The organism is Xaviernesmea oryzae, from assembly GCF_900109605.1.
Lineage (GTDB): Bacteria > Pseudomonadota > Alphaproteobacteria > Rhizobiales > Rhizobiaceae > Xaviernesmea > Xaviernesmea oryzae.
Genome location: NZ_FOAM01000008.1, coordinates 77,840 through 104,749, shown reverse-complemented (window position 1 = coordinate 104,749; position 26,910 = coordinate 77,840). Strand labels below are relative to the sequence as shown.

Sequence of the window (26,910 nt, the reverse complement as noted above, 5' to 3'; positions counted from 1 at the left end):
AAATTAGGCCGATCCGGAAGAAGAGACATTCTCTGGTCTGGCGGACCAGGCTTTATCTTCAGGCCGCGGCCGCTTCGGCCTTGCCGGGCTTCGCGGCCGGCCGGCTGGACAGGCTGAACAGCACGCTTCGGCTTGAGGGTACCGATCACCTCAAAGGCCAGGACGTGATCCTCGTGGCCTGCGATCCAGCCTATTTCCGCCGCTATGCCTTATCCTTCATCAAGTCGCTCGCGCTGATCGGCAAGGCTTTCTGTGTTCATCTGCACCTGCTCCAACCTGATCAGACGGTTCTGGACGAGGTCGACCGGCTGCGCCGGCTCTATCGGACGATCCGGCTGAGCACGACGATCGATCCGCTCGACGGTCTCGACCTGCCTCGACGGCTCAACATCTACTATAACGCCGCGCGGTTCGTCGGTGCGCCCAGGCTTCTGGACCTGGGTGTGGAACGCCTGCTGATCCTCGATATCGACACCATCGCCCGGTCCTGCCCCTGGGAGACGCTCGACGCTGTCACGGCGCAGGCCGCCTTCAACTTTCGTCCGCACAAGGCCAAGCCCTGGCAGAAGATCATCGCCAACGCTGTCTACTATCGCAACACGCCGCTTTCGCGTGATTTCGCGGGACGACTTGCGCGCGTGCTGCTGGCAGGGCTGGCGGCCGGTCCGCACTATCATCTCGACCAGATCCTGCCACATTACCTCCTGCAGATCGGTGCGCGCAGCTTCGCGGCTGGCATTGCCAGCGTTCCCGCCGACTTGATCAGCCTGGATTATGCCGAGGATGCCAGCCTCTGGACGGCCAAGGGGGCCGACAAGGCCTCCGCCAGGTTCCTGGCGGAGCGGGCGCGGATCGATGCGATGGCGCTGCCTGCGGCCAACGGCCGGCAGCGCGCCTGACGGCAGACGCGCGCCATCGCAGGGCTGCTGAACACCCTCAGGCCACCTGCGCCAGAGCATCGATCGGATGCTGAAGCCGGAAGCCGACGGCCAGCCTGTTCCAGATATTGATCGTGCCGATCGCCACGGTGATCTCGGTCATCTCCGCTTCGGAAAAATGCGCCTTCAGCGCCGCATAATCGGCATCCGGTGCGCCGGCATGGGCGATATCGGTGATCGCATCGACCCAGCCGAGCAGCGCGCGCTCGCGCGCGTCATAAAGGGGCGATTCCCGCCAGACGCACATCAGATTGATCCATTGCTCGCTCAGCCCGTCGGTGCGCGCTTCCTTCACATGCATGTCCACGCAATAGGCGCAGCCATTGATCTGCGATGCGCGCAGCTTGATGAGATGGATGAAACGCCGCTCCAGCCCGCTGGACTGGACATGGCTTTCCAGCGCAAGGACGGCCTTGTAGGCAGCCGGTGCGGCCTTGGCGAAATTCAGGCGGGTTTGCATCGTCAGGTCTCCTTGAGGGCCGGCGCAGCACCTTGGCCGGGCCGGCGTTGATGAAGGGTGAGAAAGGCGCAGCCGCGCGCGGCAATGGCGCCATCGCTATCTTCGGCGGCCAGTCCGGCAACGACATCGGCGATGGTCACGCGCGCAAGCTCCGCGCGATAGGCGCGCTCTGCCTTCAACATGGCGGCGGCAATGCCGCAGGGCTTGGCGAAATAGCGGCCAGGCAAGGGATCGGGGCCGCGCTGGCGGATCTCGGCACAGCGAAAGGCCGGCGCGAGCCCTTCGAGCGCGAGGACGATGTCGAGCAACGATATAGCGGAAGCCGGCCTCGCCAGCCTGTAGCCGCCACGCGGGCCGGGCACGGTTTCAAGAAGGCCGGTGGAGGAAGACAGCGCCTGGAGGTGCTTGAGGAGATAGCTGACGGAGACGCCATGGAAGGCCGCGAGCGCGGCGGCCGAGACCACGGCGCCGGGCTCAAGCCCTGATAGCAGCGCTACGCAATGGATCGCCTGTTCGACACCCTCGCCAAGTTTCATAAGCCATCTCCTAATCGTGGATAATTTTTATCCGCGATTTGGGAAAAAGGCAAGCACTGGGAACCGGCGACAACGAGCGACATCTTGCCGCTCGTCAGAGAAGCGCTTGTGCAACGCGGCAACTGCGCTAATCTTCGCCTGCCGCTCAGCCAGGGCGGCGCAAACAAGGGGAACGCGCGTGAAGAAGATTTTGATGGCAGCGGCGGTGCTGCTGGCCGCAACCCAGCTGGCACAGGCCCAAGACACGATCACCATCGCCACCGAGGGCGCCTACCCGCCCTTCAACTATGTCGACACGGATGGCAGCCTGAAGGGTCTCGATGTCGATATCGCCAATGCGCTCTGCGATGAAATGAAGGCCAAGTGCAAGATCGTCTCCCAGGAATGGGATGGCATGATCCCGGCGCTGACCGCCAAGAAGTTCGATGCGATCATCGCCTCCATGTCGATCACCGAAGAGCGGAAGAAGAAGATCGACTTCTCGAAGAAATACTACTCCCAGCCGCTGTCGATCGGCGTGCCAAAGGACAGCACGATCACCGGCGTGACGCCCGAAGCCCTGAAGGGCAAGGCGATCGGCGCGCAGGGCTCCACCACCCAGGCCGACTATGCCGAGGATCACTATGGCAAGGCCGGGGCCGAGGTGAAGCTCTATCCGAGCAATGACGAGGCGACGGCGGACCTGCAGAACGGCCGTCTCGATGCGCTGATCACCGACAAGTTCGTGCTGGTCGACTTCCTGAACAAAGCCGGCAAGGATTGCTGCAAGCTGCTTGGCGACGTACCCGACACGCAGACCGAGGTGGGCATCGGCCTGCGCCAGGGCGATCCGCTGAAGGAAAAGTTCAACGCGGCAATCGATGCGATCGTCAAGAACGGCACCTATACCAAGATCACCCGAAAATATTTCCCCTTCGATATCTATTGATTCATCGAGTCGATCTGCGCCGGGCCGGGCATTGAGCCAGGCCTGGCGCAGTCTTTTTCCCCTTTGCCTTTTGGCTTGTCCGCTGCGGTAGGCGCCCATCGATCGGGGCGCGGGGGAAGCCCTGTGGCGCGATTGCTGGTGAATGTTCATGACAACTGACTGTCTCGTCCTGGGCGCTGGCATCATCGGCGTCAGTGCGGCGTTGCATCTTCAGGCGCGCGGCCGTTCCGTCGTGCTGGTCGATCGCGCAGAGCCCGGCCGGGGCACGAGCTATGGCAATGCCGGGCTGATCGAGCGCTCCTCCGTGGTGCCCTATGCCTTTCCGCGCAAGCTCTCGGCCCTCTTTGCCTACGGCCTCAACCGGCGCTCGGACGTGCGCTACGATCCAAGATTCCTCGCCCGGATCGCGCCCTTTCTGCTGGGCTATTGGCGCGCATCCGCCCCTGATGCGCTGCAGGCCTCGGCCGCGGCACTTCTGCCGCTGATCGAGGCCTCGATCACGGAGCATCAGGCACTGGCCGAGCGCGCGGGCGCATCGACATTGATGCGGGCCGGCGGCTGGATCTCTCTCTACAAGAGCCAGGCCAGCTTCGAGGCCGCAGCGCGGGAGGGCGAGGGCTTTCGCGCCTCGCACGGGCTCTCGGTCTCGATCCTCGATAGCGATGCCTTTCTCGCTCTGGAGCCCGCCTATCGAACGGGTCGAAACGCCATTGCCGGCGCGGTGCATTGGCGCGATCCTCTGACAGTGGAAGACCCGCTGGCGCTGACCAAGGCCTATGCCGAACTCTTTCGCCGGTCGGGCGGACAGGTGCTGCGCGGCCATGCCGAGACGCTGCGGCAGGAGGCGGCCGGCTGGTCGGTCGAAACCGAAGTCGGGCGCCTTGAAGGCAGGCAGGCCGTTGTGGCGCTGGGTCCGCAGTCGGCAGCGCTCATTGCGCGCTTCGGGCTCAAGGTGCCAATGGCGGTCAAGCGCGGCTATCACCGCCATTACGCTCAGCCGGAAGGCCTGATGCCGGAACGGCCCGTGGTGGATGAGCAGGCCGGCTATGTGCTTGCACCCATGCGCCAGGGCCTGCGGCTGACGACCGGCATCGAATTCGCGGCTGCCGACAGTCCCGTCAATCTGGCGCAAATCCAGGCCTGCGAGGTGGCGGCGCGTGGGCTTCTGCCGCTGGGTCCGCCTGTCGAGGCCGAGCCGTGGCTGGGCCTGCGCCCATGCCTGCCCGATATGAAGCCGCTGATCGGCCCAGTCCCGCGCCAGGCTGGCCTCTGGTGCGATTTCGGCCATGCCCATCATGGGCTGACGTTGGGACCGGCCAGCGGCCGGCTTCTGGCGGAGCTGATAACAGGCGAAACCCCTTTCGCCGATCCCATGCCCTTTTCCCCTGCCCGCTTCGCCTGAAGCAGTCCGCTCTTCAATTCCCGCAGGCACAGACCTATTTTCGGTCATGGCAACGGGCTGCCTCCGGATCATGGTGATTTTGGACCGATACAGTCTGACGTCTCAAGCATGACCAACATGACAGGGCGAGAACGGGATTTGCGGCGGCAACTGCCGCGGGTGTCGCCATCCCACTCCAGGCCGAAAGGGAGTTTGCGTGGACAGGACGATGGATAGCCCGGACACGCTGCCTGCCCCTTTCCGCCAATGGTTCGAGAAAAAGGGCTGGCAGCCGCGGCCGCATCAGCTCGGGCTGCTGTCGCGCGTTGGCGCGGGCGAGGACATGTTGCTGATCGCTCCGACCGGCGCGGGCAAGACCCTGGCGGGTTTCCTGCCGTCGCTCGTCTCGCTGAGCCAGCGCGGCCGCATTCCGCCGGGCTCGGGCTTTGCCGGTATCCATACGCTCTACATTTCACCGCTCAAGGCCCTGGCCGTCGATATCGAGCGCAATCTGACCGGACCGGTGACCGAGATGGCCCTGCCGATCCGCATCGAGAATCGCACGGGCGATACGCCGCAGGGCAAGCGCCAGCGCCAGCGCGTCAATCCGCCCGATATTCTCCTGACCACGCCGGAACAGCTGGCGCTGCTGCTGGCCAATGGCGAGGCCGAGCGCTTCTTCAAGGATCTGCGCTTCGTCATCTTCGACGAGCTGCATTCGCTGGTCACCTCCAAGCGCGGCCACCTTCTCTCGCTCGGCCTTGCAAGGCTACGCCGGCTGGCACCGGATATGCGCGCCATCGGACTGTCGGCGACGGTCGCCGACCCGATGGACCTGCAGCGCTGGCTGGTCGGTCAGGTCGAGGGGGCCTCGCGCCATGCGGGGCTCGTCAAGATCGAGGGCGGGGCCAGGCCGGAGATTTCCATTCTGCATACCGAAACCCGCGTGCCCTGGGCCGGGCATCGGGCCGAATATGCCATGGGCGAGGTGTATGAAGCGCTGAAGCGCCACCGCACCACCCTGCTCTTCGTCAACACCCGCAGCCAGGCAGAGCGGCTCTTCCAGGCGCTGTGGACGATCAACGACGACAATCTGCCGATCGCCCTGCATCACGGCTCGCTCGATGTCGGCCAGCGGCGCAAGGTGGAAGCCGCCATGGCCGAGAACCGGCTGCGCGCCGTCGTCGCCACATCGACGCTCGATCTCGGCATCGACTGGGGCGATGTCGATCTCGTCATCCATGTCGGCGCGCCCAAGGGGGCAAGCCGGCTCGCCCAGCGCATCGGCCGCGCCAATCACCGCATGGACGAGCCAAGCCGCGCAATCCTCGTGCCGGCCAACCGTTTCGAGGTGATGGAATGCCAGGCGGCGCTCGACGCCAACTATCTCGGCGCCCAGGATACGCCGCCTGTCGGGCGCGGTGCGCTGGATGTGCTGGCCCAGCATGTTCTCGGCATGGCCTGCGCCGCCTCCTTCGATCCACTGGAGCTTTACGACGAGATCACCAGCGCTTCGCCCTATGCCGGGCTCGACTGGGAAACCTTCGAGCGGATCATCGATTTCGTCGCCACCGGCGGCTATGCCTTGCGCGTCTACGAGCGCTATGCCCGCATCCGCAAGACGGAGGATGGGCTCTGGCGCGTGTCGAACCCCAAGGTCGCCCAGCAATACCGGCTGAACATCGGCACGATCATCGAATCGCCTGTTCTCAATGTCCGCCTCGTTTCGAAGAATGCGCGTGGGCGGCTGGGGCGCGGCGGCATGTCGCTTGGCAAGGTGGAGGAGTTCTTCCTCGAAATGCTCTCGCCGGGCGATACATTTCTCTTCTCTGGCAAGGTGGTGCGCTTCGAAGGCATTCGCGAGAGCGAATGCCTTGTGAGCCAAGGCTATGCGCTCGACCCAAAGGTGCCGTCTTATGCCGGGGGCAAATTTCCGCTTTCCACCTATCTGGCTGCGCAGGTCCGGCGCATGCTGGCCAATCCATCCGGGCACGACGCCCTTCCCGACCAGGTGCGCGACTGGCTCGCGCTCCAGCAGGATCTCTCCATGCTGCCGGCGGAAGACGAGCTGTTGATCGAGAGCTTTCCGCGCGGCAACCGCTTTTTCATGGTTGCCTATGCCTTCGAGGGGCGGCTTGCGCACCAGACCCTCGGCATGCTGCTCACGCGCAGGCTCGATCGGGCAGGCCTGCGCCCCATGGGCTTCGTTGCCACCGATTATTCCCTGGCGATCTGGGCGACGGAGGATCTGGGTCTTGCCTTCACGCGGGAGCGCCCATCGCTTGAAGACCTGTTCGACGAGGACATGCTGGGCGACGATCTCGAAGCCTGGCTGGACGAGAGCTATCTGCTGAAGCGCACCTTCCGCAATTGCGCGATTATCTCCGGCCTGATCGAACCGCGCCATCCCGGACGTGAGAAGACAGGGCGGCAGATGACCGTCTCCAGCGACCTGATCTATGACGTGCTGCGCAGCCACGAGCCCGACCACATCCTGCTTCGGGCCACGCGCGAGGATGCGGCAACAGGGCTTTTGGATATTGGCCGGCTTGGCGATATGCTCAGGCGAATCAAGCGCCACATCACCCATCGGCCGCTCGATCGTGTCTCGCCGCTGGCCGTGCCCGTGATGCTGGAGATCGGCCGCGAGGCCGTGCCGGGCGGCGGGCAGGACCTGCTTCTGGCCGAGGCGGCGGAAGACGACCTGCTGACGCAGGCGATGGCCGAGGGATGAGGGCGCGGCGGCCATGGACGGGGCGAACAGGCAAGGCTGCCTTGTCGCTTCCAACAACGAGACCAACGACACGCATGAAATTTTCCTCGACCGGGCCCTATCCGCCGTCATCGCGGCAGACCGGACCTGCCTATCGCTTCGAGCGCATTGTCATTCAAGGCGTGGAAGCGCTGTGCGATCCCTCCGGCGCGCTGTTCCTGCCGGCGCAGTCGATGCTGATCGTGTCCGACCTGCATCTGGAGCGTGGCGCCGCCTTTGCCCGGCGCGGCAGCCTGTTGCCGCCCTATGACACGCTGGCGCAGATGGCCCGTCTGGAACAGGTGATCCTGCGCCACGATCCCAAGCGGGTCTTGAGCCTTGGCGACACTTTCCATGACCGGCGTGGGGCGGCCCTGATGCCGGCTCTCTTCCGCGAGCGGCTGGATGGCATCATGCGCGGGCGGGAATTCCTGTTCATTCTCGGCAATCACGATCCGGATGGCGTGGCCGATCTTCCCGGCATGGCCGCCAGCGTCCTGCATCTGGACGGCCTAACCTTCCGGCACGAGCCGAGCCCGGACGCAACACCTGGTGAGATCGCCGGCCATCTTCACCCGTCAGCCTCCGTCACCCGCAGGGGCGGCACGGTGCGCCGGCCCTGTTTTGCGACGGATGGACGCCGCCTGATCATGCCGGCCTTCGGCACGCTGGCGGGCGGGCTGGACCTCGACCACAAGGCCATGCACGGCCTGTTCGACCGCAGCCGGCTCACCGCGCATCTTCTCGGTCGCGATCGGATCTACTCGGTACGCTACGGCAATCTCGCCGGCTGATAATATATCAAAACGCAGCGCATTCGCGTGGCAAGGGCTGCGTCTTGCCAGTCAATGGTAGCTATAAGGCGCGACCGCAGTCATATCGAGCTTCGGCCGGGAGAGCTTCAGAAAGGTCTCCAGCGGGCAGGCGCCATCGACCGCCTCCGCCGCGCAGCCGGGAATGGCGGCAACAGCCTGGAGCGGCGGATGGGCGGAATCCAGACTGATGGCCTTGCGGATCTGGTCGAGGCTCGGCGCCGCGAAGCCAGCGCGGACATAGGCCTTGCCGGCGGCGTCATGCAGCCGCTCGAAGGTCAGCGCGCCGGTTGGCGGCGTTTCGTCATCGAGATAGGGCGGGATATGCCAGTGAAGGCCGAGCAAGGCGGCGATCTCGGCCTGCTGCGTATCGCTGCCCATGAACAGCAGGAACCTGGCATTCGGCGGGCCGCCGGCCGCCTCGTCGCCCTTGGGATCGACGGCCAGCGCGATCAGGATCTGGTTGAGGAAATTCGAGGCGTCGCGGGCCGCGAGATAGGGCACACGGTTGCCGACGTCGTACTTCAACTGACGCAGCTTTGACAGCCGGATGATGTCTTCGGCAGTCGAGGCCTTGCCGAAGGCCACCTGATCAGCCGGAAAGCCATTGGCATATTGCAGCAGGAAGACCTGGGCAAGCGTGCCCGCCTTTGCGAGCGGTCCCTTGACCGAGACGCTCGCCGGCTTGTCGTCCCTGGCCTCCTTGACGTCGAGCTTCCAGGGCTGCTCCGACAATGGGCACCCCTCGCTGCCGGCAGGGCATTCTAGGATAGCGTCGATCTCCTTCAGGAGCGGTTCAGTCTCGGCCTTGAGCCTATCGAAACTGCCACCGGCCGCCTGCAGAATCGCGGCCTTCGCCTCATCGACATCGATGGCGCCGAGATCGACGTCGGAGGCGTCATAGAGCGGGTCCGGCCCCTCGCCTTTCCAGGTGCCGACAGAAAGGCCGCAGCCGGGAAACATCGCCTCAAGCAACACATTGCCGGTGTCGATGGTGCGCTTGACCGCGCTGTTGGCCCAGCCGAAGACCGTGCCCGGCGGCGGGCAGCCCTCGGCAGGCACCAGCCCCTTGGCTGCAAGCATGCCGCGCTCGAAGGGCGCCAGACCTTTGACCGCTGCCACGCCATGCGCGGTCAGTTGGCCGTCGGCGACATCCCATTTGGGCCAGGGCTTGGGCGAGAGCTTGGCCAGTTCCTTGCTGTCGGTCTGCGGCCGCACGCCATGGCGCATGAGCGCGATGTATTTGTCGGTGAGCAGCGCATCGGCGCCTTGCGCTCCCGCGACCGTCAGCAGGAGCATCGCGAGGGCGCAAGCGAGGCGGGACGGCATAGGCATGGTTCATCCTCAAGATGGCAGCGATGCTGAAGACGATCGGCAAGAGTAAAGGAACACAGACCGCGCCGCACGTCTTCCCCTGATTTAGAAAGAGCTTATGACGGAAGCATGACGTCGTCACGCTGCATCAGCCCATGCGATAAATGTGAAGCTGTGTGCGCCTGCCGTCTTCGACCGCGACGACGCGTTCCGGCGTGACGTCGGGAACGATGAAGCTGTTGGAAACGAGAAGCGTGCCCGGTCGCATCTCCCGCCGGGCCTTCTCGTAGAGCCTGGGCATGGGCACCGGCGAGAGGAAGCAATAGACGAGGTCATAGGCCGAGAGATCCTCGTCCCAGAGGCTGCGATAGACGATCCTGGCATTGGCGCGGCGGGCAAGCCAGACGCGCAGGCGCGAGAGCGCGAAGACCAAGGGCGCCGTTTCGATGCCGGTCGCCGAGATCTCCGGCTTCAGCCGTGCCACATGCAGGACGACATCGCCCAGGCCACTGCCGAGATCGACCAGGCTTTTCGCGCCGCTCCCGTCGGCAAGCTCGGCAAGGGCGGCGGCGGCTTTGGCATTGGTGAGATAGAGCGGCACCTGTTCGGAGGCGCTGTTCCAATAGACCAAGGCGAAGAGCACGAAGGCAATAAGAAAAGCCCAGGCGGGCACCACATCCGAATAGAGAATGGCGAGCGGCAGGAGAAGCTGGATCGGAAAGAAGATGCGCGGCAGACGCAGAGCCAGCCCGAAAAGCGCGGCCACCGAGCCTTCAAACAGCAGAACCCAGCCCGGCCCGAAGCGCAGATCGTCGGGCAACATGGGCAGCAGCGTCAGGACCAGCGCCAAAGCCAGGATCTGACAAACGAGAACCTTGATCCAGGGCAGCAGATGCCGGCGGAACATGCGCATTGGAAAAACCGCCGCCTTTGTCAGAAGGCGTTGAAGGTCAGGGTGGTCAGCGAGCGCTGAACACCGTCGACCGTGGCGATGTTGTCGTTGACGAATTTGCCGATATCCTGGCCCTCCTCCAGATAGATCTTGATCAGGAGGTCATAATCGCCGCTCGTCGAGTACATTTCGGAGACGATCTCCTTGCGGTAAATCGCATCGGCCACCTCATAGGTCTTGCCCGGGGCGCATTGCAGCTGGACGAAAATCGGCTTCATGGGCAGGTTCCTCTGGAGGCACGCGTTATTGCCCCTCCCATACTGCATAAATGCGAGGATCGGAATCGATTTGCGCGCGGGAATCCACGCCGATCAATCGCGGCGGAAGACGACGCTGGCCAGCCAGCCGGTGATGACGGCGATGAGCACGGCGAAGAGACCGTAGAAGAAGGGCTGCTCATGCGCCGCACGCGTGATCGCCTGTTCGAGGCCGGTCTTGACCACGCGCAATTGCAGCGCACGGGCTGAGACGAAGGCGCCGTCGCGGAACAGATAGGCGCGGACGAGATGAGTGCCGTTCGGCACATTGGCAGGCAGGCGTACGGTGGCGCGAAACAGGCTGGCGCTGATGAACTGCACGCCGCCGGGATCGCGCTGATAGATGCCCGAGGCCTCCTTCAGCCGGCGGAAGGCATCGCGGAATGCGCCGACATTGCTGCCATCGCCCAAAAAGCCGACCGGCTCCAGCCGCATATGATCGACGCCGATACCGATATTGTTGATCTCTCCGGCCGGCGCGATGCGCTCGATATCGCGTGTGCTCGACAGGGAGTAGGATTGCGGCACGGATTCGAAGGTCATCGAATGGCGGTTGATCCAGATGCCGAAAACGCGCTCCTTGCGCCGGACCGTGGCATTCTCCTTCGGCCCCTCCAGCGCCACCACGATATCATATTTGCCCTGCGCCAGAAGACGGGGGTTGAAGCCGTCAATGGCGCCGAAAATCGTCAGATCCGCGCCGCGAAAGTCCGAGGTGATGGCGATCTCTTCCGTGGAAATACCGATGTCGAGATTTTCCGTCGGCTCCGGCGCCGGCGTGTCCTCGGCCGAGAGCGTCGGGCTGCCGCCGGTGATCGGTGTGACCGGCGGAACGGCCTGGGCCAGCGCATCCGTCGCCATGAGGAGGGTCGATGCGATCAGGGCTAGAGCGAGCAGACGGTGCATGCGCATCAGTAGCTCGCCATGCTGGAAACGATCGAATAGATCTCGGCCGGCGGAATGACCAGTTCCACGGCGAGCCGGATGCCGACCGCCAGCACGAGAATGGCCAGCAGTGCGCGCAACTGTTCGCCACGCAGCTTCTGTCCGACCCGCACGCCATATTGCGCGCCGATGACGCCAGCGATCATCAGGAAGAAGGCGAGCACGATATCGACCGTATAGTTCGCCGTCGCCTGGACGATGACCGTATAGGCGGAGACGAAGATGATCTGAAACAGCGACGTGCCGACGACGACATTGGTGGGGATGCGCAGGAGATAGATCATTGCCGGCACCATGATGAAGCCGCCGCCGACCCCCATGACCGAGGTGAGCACGCCGATACAGAAACCGAGCGCGATGACCGGCAGGACGCTGAGATAGATCTTCGACTTCTTGAACCGCATCTTCAGCGGCAGACGATGAACCCAGCTGTGATGGCCGGGACGGCGCAGCGGCATCGCCTCGTTGCGCGCTGCACGGCGCAACGCGCGCAGGCTTTCCGCCAGCATCAGCCCGCCCACCGTGCCCAGCAAAATGACATAGGCGAGCGAGATGACCAGATCGAGCTGGCCGAGCCGGCGCAGCAGTGCGAAGATCCAGATGCCGGCGCTTGCCCCCGCCAGACCGCCGCATAAAAGCACGGTGCCAAGCTTGATATCGATCGTTCCCCGCCGAAAATGGGTGATGGCGCCGGAGATCGACGAGGCGACGACCTGGTTTGCCCCGGTCGCAACCGCGACCACGGGCGGGATATTGTAGAAGATCAGGAGTGGGGTAATTAGAAAGCCGCCGCCGACGCCGAACATGCCCGAGAGAAAGCCGACGGCCGCGCCCATGCCCAGGATGATCAGGATGTTCACCGACAATTCAGCGATGGGAAGATAAACGGTCACGCCACATACCCGATCCAGATGACAAGCGCTCCGGCACGCTCCTGGCCGGCCTTCGCGATCTTCGCGGCGTTTCGGCGCGCCGTCCGCCTGTTCGTTTCAAAGAGGCCGCGATCATCATGCTGTTTCCGGCATGATTTCGCCACCTCTCGCAAGGCGGCGACAAGCGACCGGGACGAGCCATCCGCTGTTCGCAGCCTCTCCGCCCCACATAAGCGCTTGCGTCCAGCTGTGATCTTAGCGGATGATTCTTTCCGTCGCGTTGCGCTGCGAAACGAAGATGCAGGAGGAGCGGCGCGCCTGTGGGCGCTATCCAGTGTCCTTGCCATGGGTCGCTCCAGGGCCGCGCGCCGGCTTGCGACAAGCGAGGTCGTGCGCGCTTCGCAAGAGATCGTCCGGGCAGGTGCAAGGCAAAGGCCGAGGCGGATCGTCGATCCCCTCGCCCTTCTCCGGCCCATGCCGTTACGCCTTCTGGCCGTTACGCCTTCTGGCCGTTGCGCTTCAACAATTCACGCACCAGCTGATCGGTGATCTGGCCGGTCGGTGCCTGGCCGATCGCGCTCTGGAAAGCCTTGATCGCCGTCACCGTCTTCGCACCGATCTCGCCGTCCGGGCGGCCGGCGTCGAAGCCGTTATTGTTGAGGATGGCCTGGATGTTGCGGATGGCCTTCTTCATGTCGATGGCGCCGGTCGTCTGGGCCTTGCCCAGCCAGGCATCGGGCACGGATGGCTCGTTGGCAGAGGCCTCCAGCGCCTTCGGCTTCCACACGGCTGCTTCCGCCTTGGCGATCTCCAGATCGGCCGGCTTGATGACCTTGGCCACTTCGTCGCGCTTCTGCGCGGCATCCGTGTCGCCCTGCGCGGCGGCGGCGTCGAACCACTTCCAGGACTTTTTGAGATCCTGACTGACGCCATTGCCGCGCGCATAGAGGATGGCCAGATTGAACTGGCTGTCGCGAACGCCGCGCTCGGCCGCCATCTGGAACCAATGTGCCGCCGCGGCGAAATCAGGCGGGCCAACGCGGCCGCCGGCAATCAGCACCGCAAGATTGTGCATGGCGCTGGCATTGCCCTTTTCGGCCGCGACTTCGTACAGCGTCTTTGCCTTGGCGAGATCCTGCGAGACGCCGCTGCCCTTCTCATAGAGACTGCCGAGGCGGTAGAGCGCCGGCGCCAGGCCGGCATCGGCGGCGCGCTGGTACCAGAGCGCTGCCTTGGCGAGATCTGGCGCAACGCCGCGTCCATCGGTGTAGATCGCACCGATTTCGAAGAAGGCGAGCGGGTCGGCGGCACGGGCCGCGTCGGCGAGCGCCGGCGGGGCGATTTCGGCGGGCACGTCGATCGCGGCAGACGCAGACGGAGCGGGGCGAACGGCGGACGTGGTAACCCGGGTCACAGGCGCTGCGGAGACCGTGCTGGCGGACGCCGCCACCGACTGCGCCTCCATGGTCACCGGCATCGATGCGGATTCGGTCACATCCTCATTACCCGTCGCCTGCTCCGCCTTCAGCGCCGCGCCAGGAGGCGTGGAGGCTGCGGGCCCAGAGGCCTGCGGTGCGTCAGGCTCAGGCACAAAGGCTGTGGGATCACCTGCCTGCGACGATGGCGTATCGATCGCTTGGATCGGGGCAGCATCCGCCTGCGTCTGATCGGTCTGGATGGCCTTGCTGCCTGGCGCGTTGGCATCCGACGGCTTGCTGGAAGGGCCGTCCACCGTCGGCGCGGGCGCGCTCATCGGCGTGACGGCAGGCTTCGGCGCCTGGGCGGGCGCATCGATGATGACCGGGCTCTTCTCATCGCCGGTCAGCGCGCCGACCAGCGGATAGGCGAGCAGCGCCATCAGGATGGCGCCGACGGCGATCAGGATCGGCTTTCTGTGGCGTGCAAAACGGCCGCCTCGCGCGGGCTCGTGTCCGTCTTCCTGCGTCAGCCCATCGACCTCTTCGGCCGCAAGCTGCGCGGCGCGACGGGCAGCGGCGATGAAATCCGGAATGTCGCCGGTCTTGGCCTCGGCCGGAGCCTCGGGCATGCGGGCCTTCTGGCCAGCGCGCACGCGGGCGAGAATGGTCTTGACGTCCGGCCCGCCGGAGCCGGGCTCCAGAGGCTCGTTGGCAGCCTCCCAGCCCAGCAGCTCGGCCGGATCGATCGAAGGGGCAGCCTCCACCATCTGACGGTCGGGCATCGTCTCCGCCTTGCGGCCGGAGAGGCGGCGGGTCAGGCTGGAGATCAGCCCGGCATGGCCGGCGTCCTCCCGCTCGTCCTGGTCGCGCATGGCGGCCAGAACCGGCAGCGCGTCCGCCGGCTCTTCGCCGATGCGCGCGTCACGTCGACCGGCCGAAGCCGCCTCGGCAACCGGCGCACGTACGGCTGCAGCCGGCTGCTCCAGGCGCTCCAGCTTGCCGACGATGTCGACGAGAGTTTCATGCAGCGACTCAAAGGTGCGCGCCGTCTGCTCCTGGCTGGATCGGCTCATGTCTTCGAGCGTCTTGAGATCGTCCGCCAGGGCGGCAATGGCCGCCATATCGGTTCCCGCCGTGCCTGGCGCACCGTTTCCGCGCGCATAGGCATCCATTACCGCTTCCGCAGCCTGGCGCGCGGCCTCGATGATATATTCGTCGCTGGTCGACAGATAGTCTTCCAGCGCATTCATACGGTTTTCAATGTCTTCGGGAAGGCCGGCAGCGGTGCGCGGCATGCGCAGGAGATCGGACAGGCCGGCAATCTGCGCATGCAGCCCGGCCAATGCGCCGGGATCGTCGGCCGGCGCGCTCTGCGCGGTTTCGATCCGCTCGGCAATGCGGGCCAGACGCTCTTCCAGGCCGGACAGCGCATTCTCGCTGGAAGGGCCAACACCGGAGAGGCCCATGGCCTCGATCCGGCGCGACAGACCATCGAGCCGGTTGGCCAGATCCTCGTTGACGGCGCCGTTTTCCAGCGCATCGATCTTGCGGGAGATATCGGTAAGATGGCGGGTCAGCTCGAGCTCCTGCGCCTGGCCGCCATGACGGCGCTCGCCCTCGGCACGCTCCATCATCTCGGACAGCTGGGCGAGACGGGTCTCCAGGCGGGCTGCGGCGTCTTCCCTGGAGAGCTCCTCCATGCGGGCCGTCAGTGCCTCGATCCGACCGGCAAGCTCGCTGCCTTGGACCGGCATCGCCTCGATCTGGCGGGTGAGATCGCCAAGCCGTGCCTCGACCCGCGATACGGCGGCTGCGTCGGTGGCCGAGCGGCCACCGACAACGATGGCGCGCGTAATCTCGTCCAGACGCCGGTCGAGCGCCGAAAACTGTTCCTGGATTGCCGTGTCGCCGGGACGGACCTGACGGCTCAGCGTATCCACCGCCTGGGCAAGCGTAACGAGCCGGCTTTCGACCGCCGAAAGCGCAGCGACGCTGTCGAGCGAGACGATTTCCTCGGAAAGACCGGCCAGCCGGCGCTCCAGGACGGCCATCTGCTCCTGCAGGCGCCGATCGGCTTGCGGCCCGGCCGCCTCGATGGCCCGGACGAGTTCCAACAGGCGCGCTTCCAGCACGGATGGATCCGGCCGGGCCGAAAGGCGCTCCAGTTGTGCGTGCATTTCGCTAAGCCGCCCGTCGAGCTCGCCGAGCGAAGCATGCAGGCGGCGATCGTTCGGTGGCATCTGGATGGCGATGGCTTCCACCGCGTCCATGACACCGCCAAGCCGGTTTTCCAGCCCTTCGAGCGCGCCGAGGCTGTCGAGCTGCCCCATCTGCAAACGCATGTCGTCCAGGCGCCGATCGAGATCGGCAATATAGCCTTGAAGGCGGCGGTCCGTGGGCGCCACCTGGGCAGCGAGGCGATCGACCGCCTCCAGCACCTGCGAAAGCTTGCCTTCGAGCGCATGCAGCGCCGGCTCGCTCTGGGCTGCGGCGATCTGGTGCTTGAGCTCGTCCAGCCGGTAGGCCAACGCCACCAGCTCATCGTCGCGCGTGCTGTCGGATTGCAGGATGCGCTCCTCGACGCCGGCCCAGCGGCCCTCGATGCGGCGCATGCTGTCTTCGCGGGCAAGCCCATCCATCATACGGCGCAAGGCATCGAATTCGGCGCGCAGGTCGGCGGCATCCTCGGCGGGAGCCTGGCGACCCAAGGCGGCGACGCTGTCGGACAGCTTTTGCAGGTCGGCGCGAATGTCGCGCGCGGAGGTCTGATCGCGCTCGGCTTCGGCGGCCAGCCCACGCATCTCGCTGCGCAAGGCCTGCATTTCCCGCGCCAGACCGTCCGCGATCTCCTGCTTCAGTTCATGGCGCAGGCCGACAAGTGCCTGGGCAATTTCGGAGGCGGCAGGCGCAGCTTCGGTTCGGGGGGACCTGTGGATATCGGCGGAATCAGCCTCGGCCTGTGCCGGCGCGCGCCAACGGGGCCGCCGCTCGGCCGTGCGCGACGGCTCCTGGCGGTGCTGGGCATGGTCTAACCGCATGGGCGCCGGGCTGGCCGGCGCCGCGCCCTGCGTGGTTGCGGCACGGGAGTGGACGGACGGGCTTTGTATCGACTGGCTCGCCGTGGCGGGCCTGGACTGGCGCGCCGCTTCGCCACGGCTCAGAAGCGCCTTTTGCCGGGCAATGATTTCGGCGATCGCCTCCGCGCGCGCGCTCGTGACCGGTCCATCGGCCGCGTCCTGGCGGTTGCGCGGATCCGGCTGGCGCAGCGCCATTTCCCCCGTGCGGGCACGGCTCGGCGCGTCGTCAGAAAAGCGGTCAAGGGTATGGGATGGCGCCCCGGCCGGGCCACGGGCCCTCTCGCGGGCGGTTTCCATCAGCCCTTCGATCCGGGCCTCAAGGCCCTCGATGGTCCGGCTCAGCGTCTCGAAAGACGACGATCGGCGACCAGGCTCCTGGTTCGGCGTCTGCTGCTGCGATCGTGATCCGTTCATGATGCCCCGTGCCTTCCATCGGCTCTTTTCGGACATGAGACTTGCGTCAGCCTGTTGCTCGTCCCCCCGGCACAGCGCTGTGAAGAAACGCGGCGCAGGCACCTCTCCAAGGACTGGCCAGGGCTGGCTGCTGATTCGGCAAATCTCCTGACTGGGAAAAACTTTCGCCCTGTATGGTAAACAGTTGGTTAATCATACCGCCTCCATGGACCGCCAGAAAATCCACGGAGCTCCGAACTTTGACGTTTACGCAAACGTCAAAGTTTTATAGCATCCTGCGCACGATGCTGGGGGAGACAGCCCGGTGCGGGGACTCGGGCGGACACAGGCACAAGGTGCCCTCCCTCACCCCATGCGCTGGCGGCTCAAGGCTTTCCAGCCGCGCAAAGGATCAGGCGACCAGGGCATGGCCCGGCGCCACGAGGACATGAACGGGCACTCAGGCTTTCCGGGAGGCGGGAGCCGGCGGCCCCGACCAGGCGAGGACCAAAAGCACATGCCCATCTACAAGGCGCCGACCGACGATACGCTCTTCGTGCTCAACGATGTGCTGGGGCTCGAACGCTACAACAATCTGCCGGGCTTTGCCGAGGCGACGCCTGACATGCTGGAAGCCATTCTCGGCGAAGCAGCCAAACTCGCCGAGGACGTTCTCTTCCCCACCAACCAGGACGGCGACCGCGAAGGCTGCGTGCGCCATGAGGATGGTCGGGTGACGACGCCGAAGAGTTTCGCCGATGCGTACCAGGCCTATTGCGCAGGCGGCTGGCTGGGCTTGGCCGTTCCCGAGGAATTCGGCGGCCAGGGACTGCCCTACACGCTGCACAGCGCGGTGGGAGAATATATGTCGTCCGCCAATATGGCGCTGATGATGTATCCGGGCCTGACCCAGGGCGCGATTGCCGCGATCCTCGTTCATGGCGCGCAGGCGCAGAAGGATACCTATCTGCCGAAGATGGTCGAGGGCCGATGGACCGGCACCATGAACCTGACCGAGCCGCATTGCGGCACCGATCTCGGCCTCTTGCGCACCAAGGCCGTGCCGCAGGCAGACGGCAGCTACAAGATCAGCGGCCAGAAGATCTTCATCTCCGCCGGCGAGCACGACATGGCGGAGAACATCATCCACCTGGTGCTGGCTCGCATCGAGGGCGCGCCGGAGGGCACAAAGGGCATTTCTCTTTTCATCGTGCCGAAGATCCTGATAGGGGCCGATGGCAGCCTTGGCGCGCGCAATCCAGTGACCTGCGGCGCGATCGAGCACAAGATGGGCATTCACGGCAATGCCACCTGCGTGATGAACTATGACGGCGCCACCGGCTATCTGATCGGCGAGGCCAACCGGGGCTTGGCGGCCATGTTCGTGATGATGAACGAGGCCCGGCTCGGCGTCGGCCTGCAGGGCTTGTCGGTCGCTGAAATCGCCTATCAGAACGCCGCCCAATATGCCCGCGAGCGGCTTCAGGGCCGGGCGCTGTCGGGCGCCAAGGAGGCCAGCAAGGCGGCCGATCCGATCATCGTTCATCCCGACATCCGCCGGACCTTGATGACCATCCGCGCCTTCAACGAAGCCGGCCGCGCCTTCACGCTGTGGACCGCGCTGCAATCCGACATCGCCCATCGCTCGCCCGACGCGACTGCGCGCCAGCAGGCCGACGATCTGCTCGGGCTGATGACGCCGATCCTCAAGGGCGTGATGACCGACAAGGGCTTCGAGCATGCGGTGATGGCGCAACAGGTCTATGGCGGCCATGGCTATATCGAGGAGCATGGCATGAGCCAATATGTGCGCGATGCGCGCATCGCCATGATCTACGAGGGCGCCAACGGCATTCAGGCGCTCGATCTCGTCGGCCGCAAGCTCGGCCTGAATGGCGGGCGCGCCGTCATGGCGCTGTTCAAGGAGGTGGGCGATTTCTGCGAGGCCCACCGCAATGACGAGGCGATGGCCCCCTTCACCAAGGCGCTGAAAAAGGGGCTGAACGACCTGCAGGCCGCCACCATGTGGTTCATGTCCAATGCCATGGCCAAGCCCGACAATGCCGGGGCCGGCTCCACCGACTACATGCATCTCTTCGGCCTCGTCGTGCTCGGCTATATGTGGGCGCGCATGGCCAAGGCGGCGCAGGACGGGCTGGCCAACAGCGACCCGCGCCAGGCCTATCTCGAAGCCAAGCTGGTCACCGCCCGCTTCTTCATGGAGCGCCTGTTGCCGGAAACGGCGCTGCGCAAGACCCGCGTCGAAGCCGGGGCGGAAACGATGATGACGCTCGGGGCCGAGGCGTTCTGATTGCCGTCTGCGGGCGGAAGTTATATTCTGATATAACTTTCAAGGAGGCGACTATGGCGACATCGACGCTGCGCAATGTCGGAGGCTCTGTGATGATGACGATCCCGAAGCCCGTGCTCGAAGAGCTGGGCCTTGGGGCCAATGTCAAGCTGGAGGTGTCGGTTGAGGAAGGGCGCATCGTCGCCTCTCCTCAAAGACGGCCAAAATACACGCTGGAGGAGCTGCTGGCCCAATGCGACCCGGATGCCCCGTTCACTCAGGAGGATGAGGACTGGCTGAACGACGAGCCGGCGGGGCGCGAGGCACTCTGATGGAGCGGGGTGACATCTGGCATGTCGATCTCGAGCCGATCAAGGGCCGGGAACAGGCCGGCAGCCGCTATGTCCTGATCGTGAGCCAAGCCAGCTTCAACCGATTGGGAACACCTCTGGTGGTGCCAATCACGACAGGCGGCCAGTTCGCGCGCTTCCAGGGTTTCGCCGTTTCCCTCTCGGGAGCGGGCACGCTCAGTAACGGTGTCATTTTGTGTAACCAATTGAGAGCTGTGGACCTGAAAGCCCGCCAAGCCCGCTTCATCGAGCGGGTGCCTGATTTCATTGTTGAGGATGTGCTGGCGCGCGTCAGCACGATTTTCGATTAGCGATCCCTGGAACACTATGGCGCAGACGCGCCGACGGGAGAGAACAGCATGACCGAAGCCTATATTTACGACCATGTGCGCACCCCGCGCGGGCGCGGCAAGAAGGATGGGGCGCTACATGAAGTGCCCTCCGTTCGCCTGGCTGCCAAGACGCTGGAAGCGCTGCGCGAACGCAATGGGCTGGACACGGCCCAGGTGGACGACATCATCATGGGCTGCGTCGATCCGGTGATGGATGCCGGCGCGGTGATCCCCAAGGCGGCCGCTTTCGAAGCCGGCTATTCGACCAAGGCGCCGGGCATGCAGATCTCGCGCTTCTGCGCCTCGGGTCTCGACGCGGTCAATCTCGCGGCCGGCAAGATCGCCGCCGGATCGGACGAAATCGTCATCGCCGGCGGGGTGGAAAGCATGTCGCGCGTCGGCATGGGCATGTCGGGCGGCTCCTGGTACATGGACCCCTCGGTCAATTTCCCCTCCTTCTTCATGCCGCAGGGCGTCTCGGCTGATCTGATCGCCACCAAATACGGCTTCAGCCGCGACGACGTCGACGCTTATGCGGTGGAAAGCCAGCAGCGGGCTGCAGCGGCCTGGGAAAAGGGCTATTTCGCCAAGTCGGTCATCCCCGTGAAGGACCAGAACGGGCTGACCATTCTCGACCGCGACGAGCATATGCGCCCAAGCACGGACATGCAGACGCTGGCGGCGCTCAACGCCTCCTTCCAGATGCCGGGCGAGATGGGCGGCTTCGAAGCCGTCGGCATCCAGGCCCATCCAGAGATAGAGCGGATCAACTATGTCCACCATGCCGGCAATTCCTCCGGCATCGTCGACGGCGCCGGCGCCGTGCTGATCGGCTCCAAAGCAGGCGGCGAGACGCTGGGGCTCAAGCCCCGCGCACGTATCAAAGCCTTCGCCAATATCGGTTCGGAACCGGCGCTGATGCTGACCGGTCCGGTCGATGTCACCGAGAAGCTTTTGAAGAAGACCGGCATGTCGATCTCCGACATCGACCTGTTCGAGCTCAATGAAGCCTTCGCCGCCGTGGTGCTGCGCTATATGCAGGCCTTCGAGATTTCCCACGACATCATCAACGTCAATGGCGGCGCGATCGCCATGGGCCATCCGCTGGGCGCCACCGGCGCGATGATCCTCGGCACGGTGCTCGACGAGCTGGAGCGGCGCGATCTCAACACCGCGCTGGTGACGCTCTGCATCGGCGCCGGCATGGGCACCGCCACCGTGATCGAACGCGTCTGATTTTGGGAGAATTTCGAGGATGAGCTACAAGAATTTCACCATCGAGACCGACGCCGACGGCATTGCACTTGTCACTTGGGACATGCCTGAGAAGTCGATGAACGTCTTCACCGAGGAGGTGATGAACGAGATCGACGCCATCGTCGACGCCACCGTCAAGGACGAGGCGGTCAAGGGCGTGGTCTTCACCTCGGGCAAGTCGACCTTCTCCGGCGGCGCGGATCTCACCATGATCCGCGGCATGTTCTCGCTGCTGCAGGGCGAGCAGGCTGCCGATCCCGATCAGGCCATGCAGAAGCTCTTCGACGTGGCGGGACGGATGACCTGGCTCTGGCGCAAGGTCGAGACCAATGGCAAGCCTTGGGTCGCCGCCATCAACGGCACCTGCATGGGCGGCGCTTTCGAGCTGTCGCTGTCCTGCCACGGCCGCGTCGCCTCCAATGCCAAATCGGTGAAGATCGCCCTGCCGGAAGTCAAGGTCGGCATCTTCCCTGGCGCCGGCGGAACCCAGCGCGTGCCGCGCCTTGCCAATACGCAGGACGCGCTGCAGATGATGACCACCGGCCAGACGCTCACGCCACAGCGCGCCAAGGCCATGAACCTCGTGCATCAGGTGGTCGAGCCCGATCAGTTGATCACCGCCGCCAAGCAGATGATCAAGGACGGGCTGAAGCCCGTTGCCCCCTGGGACGAGCGCGGCTTCAAGGTGCCGGGCGGCGGCATCTGGACGCCGGCCGCAGCCCAGCTCTGGCCGGCCGCGCCCGCCATTCTCCGGCGCGAAACCGCTGGCAATTATCCCGGCGCTCTAGCCATCCTCAAATGCGTCTATGAAGGGCTGCAGCTGCCCTTCGACACGGCGTTGAAGGTGGAGCAGCGCTATTTCACGCAAGTACTGCGCTCCACCGAAGCCTTCTCGATGATCCGCTCGTTGTTTATCTCCATGCAGGAGTTGGGCAAGGGCGCACGCCGGCCGGCCGGTATCGAGAAGCAGAAGCTTACCAAGATCGGCGTCGTCGGCGCAGGCTTCATGGGCGCCTCGATCGCCTATGTCACCGCCGCCGCCGGCATCGCCGTCACCCTGATCGACCGTGACGAAGAAGCCGCCGCCAAGGGCAAGGCCGTCTCGGAGAAGCTGGTGGCCGACAGCGTCGGCAAGGGCCGGCTGAGCAAGGAGGAAGGCGAAAAGCTGCTCTCCCTGATCACGCCGACCGCCGACTACGCCACGCTGTCCGATGTCTCGCTGGTGATCGAAGCGGTGTTCGAGGATCGCCAGGTCAAGAAGGACGTGACCGAGAAGATCGAGACTGTCCTGCCGGAAGGCGCGATCTTCGCCTCCAACACCTCGACCCTGCCGATCACCGGCCTTGCGGAAAATTCCAAGCGGCCGGAGCAGTTCATCGGCGTGCATTTCTTCTCGCCGGTGGAAAAAATGATGCTGACCGAGGTTATCCTCGGCGAAAAGACCGGCGACAAGGCGCTAGCGGTCGCGCTCGACTATGTCGGCCAGATCAAGAAGACGCCGATTGTCGTCAACGACACGCGCGGCTTCTATGTCAACCGTTGCGTCTTCCGCTACATCAATGAAGCCTATGACATGCTGATCGAGGGCGTGCCGGCGGCAATGATCGAGAATGCCGCCAAGATGGCCGGCATGCCGGTTGGACCGCTCTCGCTCAATGACGAGGTGGCGGTCGATCTCAGCCAGAAGATCATGAAGGCCTCGATCGCCGATCTCGGCGAAAACTCGGTCAAGCCGGAGCACATGACGCTGATCGACAAGATGGTCAACGATCTCGACCGGCGCGGCCGCAAGAACGGCAAGGGCTTCTACGACTATCCGGCCAAGCCGGCGAAGAAGTCGCTCTGGCCGGGGCTGAAGGACTTCTATCCGCAGAAGAAGGCCGAGGATGTCGATGTCGGCGTGCTGAAGCAGCGCCTGCTCGTCACCATCGCGCTCGAAGCGGCCCGCACGATCGAGGAGGGCATCGTCACCGACCCGCGCGAGGCCGATGTCGGCTCGATCCTCGGCTTCGGCTTTGCGCCCTATACCGGCGGCACGCTCTCCTACATCGACGGCATGGGTGTGAAAACTTTCGTCGCGCTCTGCGAGACGCTGGCGGCAAGCTACGGCGATCACTTCCAGCCGACGCCTCTTCTCAAGGAGATGGCCGAGAAGGGCGAAACCTTCTACGGCCGGTTCGACCCTTACCGGGCAGAGAAGAAGGCGGCTTGATCAGCCTTACAGGATTGCACAGCTTTGACGGAAAGGGCCTCTCGGGGCCCTTTTCTATTTCACCACCTTATAGAGCTGCGCGAAGCCTTCATCCGCCACCAGCGTGAGGTTGGCAAGCTCCGGCATCGGACCGGCGACATTGGGCATGTCGGCATTGACGACGAGGATATAGTCGAAGCGGTGCGGCCAGTCGGCCATATAGGGAAAGTCGCGCTCGACCGGTTTGGCGAGAAGATCGACCGTGGGCGGAATGCCCTCGGGCACGGAAATCTCGGTGTAAGGCGGCAAAATCGTCAGCGGCTGCTTACCGGCGGCGGTGAACAGCGTGGGGATGAAGGCCTTCTGGCGAACGACGGCCAGGCTGCCATAATGCCAGTGGATCGGCATGTGGCGGCCGAGAAAACGGCCGGCAGGCGCCACCGGATCCAGCGCGCGATCATTGGTGTGCTGCATCGGCAGCACGGTGGACCCTGCCGGGACCGAGGCAAGGGCGGCTTCGACGGCGTCGATATTCCGTTCGCCCGCCCGCCAGACTCGATCGACGAGAATCGTGCGCGAGGCGACGACGGCGAGTGCGAAGGCCGAGACCGCCATGATCGTGCGCCGGCCTTCGAAGATTTCGGGGCGCAGGCCCGCCGCCAGCGCCAGCACCATCATCGAGGGAAGGCGAAGATCCATGGCGCCGGTGCCGAGATAGGCGACCGGCATGAAGGGCGAGGCCAGCGCCAGCAGGCCAGCGACGAGAACCAGCCCCCAATGCACCGCAAGCCGGCGGCGCAGATAGGCCATGCCGAGAACCGCGACGAATAGCGCGAGATAGATGGCATCAGGGCGCGGATCATAGGTCTTGAAATAGGTGAGCAGAACCGACGCCGCATTGGACAGCGACCACTCGCCCCAGACCAACCCGGCCCGGCCGGCAGGGCCATCGGAGCCAGGCAGCGCCGGGCCGAATAGCATCAACGCCGCCAGCGGCACGAAACAGGGCAGGCAAAAGGCGAGCATGCGGCCGATCATGGCCGGCCATTCGCGCGGACGGAGAAAGAGCGAAATCCTGGGCCCGAAGGCGAGCGCGGCCTGCAGCAGCGCGAAAAACATCAGCGCGAAGGGATGGGCAAGAAGCAGCAGCGCAGAGGCCGCGATCCGATAGGCCATGCGCGACAAGGCCGGCTTGGCCGCAAGGCGGATGTCGCCCGCGGCAAAGAGCAGCGCCAAGCCAAGGCCGATTTCGAAATTGATGAAGCCGGCCAGGAAGATGAAGTTCCAGACGAGCATCATGCAGAACACGGCCCACCAGTGCAGCCCGCCAAACAGCGTGCCGTTCAAGGCGGCAATGCCGATTGCCGGCATCAGGAGGCCGATAGCCAGCAGGATCGGGCTCAGAACGGTGATCGGCAGGAAGGGCCCGATCAGGCCGGCGATCATGTCGATCAGCACATTGGTCCAGGCCACGCCCCAATCGACGCGGTAGACCGCGGAAAAAGCCGGATCCTCGACGCCGCCCGAAATCAGCCAGAGTCGGGCATAGTGATTGGGATAATCCGGCAGCGGCGGCACGGCGACGGAGAGGACGGGGAAAAGCGCGATCAGCGCCGCCAGAACGAAAAGCCCTGTCATCAGCGCATTCGCGCGACTGGCACCTTTGACACCTTGCGGAGCGGCAAAGGAAAAGGCCTGGGACGGCGCTTGATCAGCCATGGCGCGGCGCGCTCCTGAAGGTGATGAACTTGTTGAGCACGAAGCTCACCGCGAAGGTGAAGACGACCGAAACCAGCTTGGCGGTCATATGCCCTTGGCCCAGCGCGATCATGCCAGCGAGGCTGAGCTGGGAAATCGTCAGGGCAACCAGCGTTACGACGGCAAAACTTGCCACCAGCCGCAGCGAATAGCGCGCGCCAGTGCCGCGAAACGTCAGCGTCTTGTTGAGCACCAGGCTGTTGAGCGCGCCCAGGCTGAAGCTGATGAGGTTGGCCATCAACGGGGCGAGCCCGAAGAAGACCAGCCCGGCAAAAGCGGCGATATCGACCGCCGTGTTGACGACGCCGACGAGGGCGAAAAGGGACGCCTGCGCCCATGGCGGCAGAAGCCCCCTGCCCGCCTGCTCGAACAGGGCAGGCCGATGCTCAACCATCAGCCGGAAACCTTGAGGAAGCGTTGCTCCAGCAGCGCGCCCTGTTCGGCCACGCCGAGCTTGTAATAATCGGCGGGCAGCGGGGTGCTGATGCCAGCCTGGCGGATCGAGGCGATGGTGAACAGCGGCCGCCGCTTCATCTCCTGCACCACACGGCCGAGATATTCGCCGAAGACACCCATGACGATCAGTTGCACGCCGGAGAAGAAGGAGATGGCGACCAGCGAACTTGCCCAGCCGGGAACGACATTGCCCAGCATCCACTGAAGCACGGCGTAGCTGAGGATCAGGAAGGCGAAAACGCCCGACATCAGGCCGAGCCAGACGGCAAGCTGCAGCGGCACCGTCGAGAAGCTCGTCAGCGCATCGGTTGCAAAGGCGATCATCTTGCGCAGCGGATATTTCGTCACGCCGGCAAAGCGCGGCTCACGAACATAGGGCATGGGAACCTGCCGCCCGCCGATCCAGCTGACCATGCCGCGAATGAAGCGATGCTGCTCCGGCATGCCGCGCAGGATATCGACCACCGTGCGGTTCATGAGACGGAAGTCGCCCGTATCCCGCGGGATCGGAACGGCGGAAAGCTTGTTCAAGAGGCGATAGAACAAGGCGGCTGAGGCGAGCTTGAATGTGCTCTCGCCCATCCGCGCGGCGCGCTGGCCATAAACCACATCGGCGCCGCCATCCATGATGCGCATCATCTTCGAAAGCAGTTCCGGCGGGTCCTGAAGATCGGCATCGATCAGCAGCACGCGGTCGCCTTTGGCCACGGACAGGCCGGCCGTAACCGCCAGCTGATGGCCATGATTGCGGAAAAGCCGCACGCCGACCACATGGGCATCCTCATCCGCCAGGGCTTCGATCAGCGACCAGGTCGTATCAGAGGATCCATCATCGACCAGAATGATTTCGTGATCCTCGCCCGTGGCAAAACGGCAAGCTCGCGACATGCGCTTATGGAAGTCGCGCAGGACTGCCTCTTCATTATAACACGGCGCCACGACGGACAGTCTGATCTCGCCCATGGGAAGATGACCTTCTGCAAGATGGAATGATAAAAAGGGCATGTGACGACTTGGAGCTCACTCTACTCCTGAAGTCTTGCGAAGACTATGGGGCACACCCATGAGTCTTGCCTCAAGGTAAATGCTAAAATTTTAGGGAGATGGGCGATTCCAGCACAGATTACGAGCCTGTGATCCTCCAAAGGACATGCTGCACTGCCTACTGAATTTTACGTTTTTTTAAGGCGGGATAATAGTTTCGGGTCTTTCATCGACATCGCGACCAGATAAGGATTCCG

At 64.5% G+C, this 26,910-nt stretch carries 21 protein-coding genes; 10 read left to right on the top strand and 11 right to left on the bottom strand.

Annotated features, from left to right (window positions below; translation table 11 throughout):
• Positions 1-80 precede the first annotated feature (80 nt).
• Positions 81-899: a hypothetical protein gene (locus tag BMX61_RS12045; RefSeq protein ID WP_139198916.1), complete on the top strand. Its 819-nt coding sequence runs from the start codon at positions 81-83 to the stop codon at positions 897-899.
• A gap of 37 nt (positions 900-936) precedes the next feature.
• Here BMX61_RS12045 and BMX61_RS12040 read toward each other — a convergent pair whose 3' ends face one another.
• A complete protein-coding gene (locus BMX61_RS12040) occupies positions 937-1,398 on the bottom strand; it encodes a carboxymuconolactone decarboxylase family protein (RefSeq protein WP_075629481.1) in 462 nt (153 codons plus the stop codon).
• A 2-nt stretch (positions 1,399-1,400) separates the two neighbouring features.
• Positions 1,401-1,934 carry an RrF2 family transcriptional regulator gene (locus BMX61_RS12035; RefSeq protein ID WP_075629482.1) on the bottom strand — a complete coding sequence of 178 codons (534 nt, stop codon included), beginning with the start codon at positions 1,932-1,934 and terminating at the stop codon, positions 1,401-1,403.
• 193 nt (positions 1,935-2,127) lie between these two features.
• Between BMX61_RS12035 and BMX61_RS12030 the strand changes: the two genes are divergently transcribed.
• The 4 genes from BMX61_RS12030 (at position 2,128) to pdeM (ending at position 7,789) form a co-directional block, all read left to right on the top strand.
• Complete coding sequence (locus BMX61_RS12030) at positions 2,128-2,862, top strand: ABC transporter substrate-binding protein (protein ID WP_075629483.1); 735 nt, start codon at positions 2,128-2,130, stop codon at positions 2,860-2,862.
• Between the two features lie 148 nt (positions 2,863-3,010).
• Complete coding sequence (locus BMX61_RS12025; RefSeq protein ID WP_075629592.1) at positions 3,011-4,264, top strand: NAD(P)/FAD-dependent oxidoreductase; 1,254 nt, start codon at positions 3,011-3,013, stop codon at positions 4,262-4,264.
• A gap of 208 nt (positions 4,265-4,472) precedes the next feature.
• Positions 4,473-6,977 carry a ligase-associated DNA damage response DEXH box helicase gene (locus tag BMX61_RS12020; RefSeq protein ID WP_075629484.1) on the top strand — a complete coding sequence of 835 codons (2,505 nt, stop codon included), beginning with the start codon at positions 4,473-4,475 and terminating at the stop codon, positions 6,975-6,977.
• Between the two features lie 74 nt (positions 6,978-7,051).
• Positions 7,052-7,789, top strand: coding sequence for a ligase-associated DNA damage response endonuclease PdeM (gene pdeM / locus BMX61_RS12015; RefSeq protein ID WP_083639613.1), 738 nt, complete (start codon positions 7,052-7,054; stop codon positions 7,787-7,789).
• A 51-nt stretch (positions 7,790-7,840) separates the two neighbouring features.
• Here pdeM and BMX61_RS12010 read toward each other — a convergent pair whose 3' ends face one another.
• The 6 genes from BMX61_RS12010 to BMX61_RS11985 all read right to left on the bottom strand — a co-directional run bounded on the left by BMX61_RS12010 (position 7,841) and on the right by BMX61_RS11985 (position 17,056).
• The gene (locus tag BMX61_RS12010; RefSeq protein ID WP_139198915.1) at positions 7,841-9,142 is read right to left on the bottom strand and encodes a histidine-type phosphatase; all 1,302 of its coding nucleotides are present in this window, start codon (positions 9,140-9,142) and stop codon (positions 7,841-7,843) included.
• Positions 9,143-9,269: 127 nt separating this feature from the next.
• A complete protein-coding gene (locus BMX61_RS12005) occupies positions 9,270-10,034 on the bottom strand; it encodes a class I SAM-dependent methyltransferase (RefSeq protein WP_075629486.1) in 765 nt (254 codons plus the stop codon).
• 20 nt (positions 10,035-10,054) lie between these two features.
• Positions 10,055-10,291: an Lrp/AsnC ligand binding domain-containing protein gene (locus BMX61_RS12000; RefSeq protein WP_075629487.1), complete on the bottom strand. Its 237-nt coding sequence runs from the start codon at positions 10,289-10,291 to the stop codon at positions 10,055-10,057.
• A gap of 93 nt (positions 10,292-10,384) precedes the next feature.
• Positions 10,385-11,236 (bottom strand): TIGR02186 family protein, encoded by an 852-nt coding sequence (locus tag BMX61_RS11995; protein ID WP_075629594.1) that lies wholly within the window; start codon positions 11,234-11,236, stop codon positions 10,385-10,387.
• A gap of 5 nt (positions 11,237-11,241) precedes the next feature.
• A complete protein-coding gene (locus BMX61_RS11990; RefSeq protein ID WP_075629488.1) occupies positions 11,242-12,168 on the bottom strand; it encodes a sulfite exporter TauE/SafE family protein in 927 nt (308 codons plus the stop codon).
• Positions 12,169-12,643: 475 nt separating this feature from the next.
• The gene (locus BMX61_RS11985) at positions 12,644-17,056 is read right to left on the bottom strand and encodes a peptidoglycan-binding protein (RefSeq protein WP_075629489.1); all 4,413 of its coding nucleotides are present in this window, start codon (positions 17,054-17,056) and stop codon (positions 12,644-12,646) included.
• Positions 17,057-17,552: 496 nt separating this feature from the next.
• Here BMX61_RS11985 and BMX61_RS11980 point away from each other — a divergent pair, with 496 nt between their 5' ends.
• From BMX61_RS11980 to BMX61_RS11960, 5 genes are read left to right on the top strand one after another with little or no spacing between them, the layout of a single operon-like run.
• The gene (locus tag BMX61_RS11980; protein WP_075629490.1) at positions 17,553-19,346 is read left to right on the top strand and encodes an acyl-CoA dehydrogenase C-terminal domain-containing protein; all 1,794 of its coding nucleotides are present in this window, start codon (positions 17,553-17,555) and stop codon (positions 19,344-19,346) included.
• A 53-nt stretch (positions 19,347-19,399) separates the two neighbouring features.
• Positions 19,400-19,657, top strand: a complete 258-nt coding sequence (locus BMX61_RS11975; protein ID WP_075629491.1) for an AbrB/MazE/SpoVT family DNA-binding domain-containing protein — start codon at positions 19,400-19,402, stop codon at positions 19,655-19,657.
• A complete protein-coding gene (locus tag BMX61_RS11970; RefSeq protein ID WP_075629492.1) occupies positions 19,657-19,986 on the top strand; it encodes a type II toxin-antitoxin system ChpB family toxin in 330 nt (109 codons plus the stop codon). Before BMX61_RS11975 ends, BMX61_RS11970 begins: the two co-directional genes overlap by 1 nt.
• A gap of 48 nt (positions 19,987-20,034) precedes the next feature.
• Positions 20,035-21,243, top strand: coding sequence for an acetyl-CoA C-acetyltransferase (locus BMX61_RS11965; RefSeq protein ID WP_075629493.1), 1,209 nt, complete (start codon positions 20,035-20,037; stop codon positions 21,241-21,243).
• Between the two features lie 19 nt (positions 21,244-21,262).
• Positions 21,263-23,476, top strand: a complete 2,214-nt coding sequence (locus tag BMX61_RS11960; RefSeq protein WP_075629494.1) for an FAD-dependent oxidoreductase — start codon at positions 21,263-21,265, stop codon at positions 23,474-23,476.
• A gap of 54 nt (positions 23,477-23,530) precedes the next feature.
• Here BMX61_RS11960 and BMX61_RS11955 read toward each other — a convergent pair whose 3' ends face one another.
• From BMX61_RS11955 to BMX61_RS11945, 3 genes are read right to left on the bottom strand one after another with little or no spacing between them, the layout of a single operon-like run.
• On the bottom strand, positions 23,531-25,174 hold the full coding sequence (locus BMX61_RS11955; RefSeq protein WP_075629495.1) for a hypothetical protein: 1,644 nt from the start codon (positions 25,172-25,174) through the stop codon (positions 23,531-23,533).
• A complete protein-coding gene (locus tag BMX61_RS11950; protein WP_075629496.1) occupies positions 25,167-25,607 on the bottom strand; it encodes a GtrA family protein in 441 nt (146 codons plus the stop codon). Before BMX61_RS11950 ends, BMX61_RS11955 begins: the two co-directional genes overlap by 8 nt.
• Positions 25,607-26,632: a glycosyltransferase family 2 protein gene (locus BMX61_RS11945; RefSeq protein WP_075629595.1), complete on the bottom strand. Its 1,026-nt coding sequence runs from the start codon at positions 26,630-26,632 to the stop codon at positions 25,607-25,609. The genes BMX61_RS11950 and BMX61_RS11945 overlap by 1 nt, the downstream gene beginning before the upstream one ends.
• Between the last annotated feature and the right edge of the window lie 278 nt (positions 26,633-26,910).